Raw genomic sequence first — 561 nt, 5'->3', positions numbered from 1 at the left:
CACTGTCTTCCTGACGATCGCCCGCAGACACCTTCACGCTGGACTGTTTCGGCTTTTTCAGCGTCGCTTCATAATCCTTTTTCGCCGCCGCCATCAGCGTGTTGTAATCCGCCTGCAGGATTTTCCCGTCTTTCAGTGCCTTGTTCAGTTCTTCCTGACGGGCGGTATATTTCTCCAGCGGCGTCTGCAGCCGTTCGTAAGCCTTCTGCGCCTCTTCGGTATATTTCAGCCGTGACGCTTCGGTATCGCTCTGCTGCTGCGCATTTTTGTCCTGTTGAGTCTGCTGCTCAGCCTTCTTTCGGGCGGCTTCAAGCGCAAGACGGGCCTTTTCACGATCATCCCAGTAACGCGCCCGCGCTTCATCGTTAACAAAATAATCATCCTTGCGCAGATTCCAGATGTCGTCTGCTTTCTTATACGCAGCCTCTGCCTTAATCAGCATCTCCTGCGCGGTATCAGGACGACCAATATCCAGCACCGCATCCCACATGGATTTGAATGCCCGCGCAGTCCTGTCTGCCCAGGTCTCCAGCGTGCCCATGTTCTCTTTCAGGCGGCGGG

Annotated in this window: 1 protein-coding gene; it reads right to left on the bottom strand. The window is 55.1% G+C overall.

What is annotated here, in order from left to right:
- The coding region (locus DF185_RS23105; protein WP_133250148.1) for a phage tail tape measure protein at window positions 1-561 on the bottom strand (561 nt) is incomplete at both ends.

This window comes from Marinifilum breve (genome assembly GCF_003202155.1).
GTDB classification, from domain to species: Bacteria; Bacteroidota; Bacteroidia; order Bacteroidales; family Marinifilaceae; genus Marinifilum; species Marinifilum breve.
The sequence above is the reverse complement of the archived record's forward strand: the minus strand, read 5'-3'. Positions and strand labels throughout refer to the sequence as shown.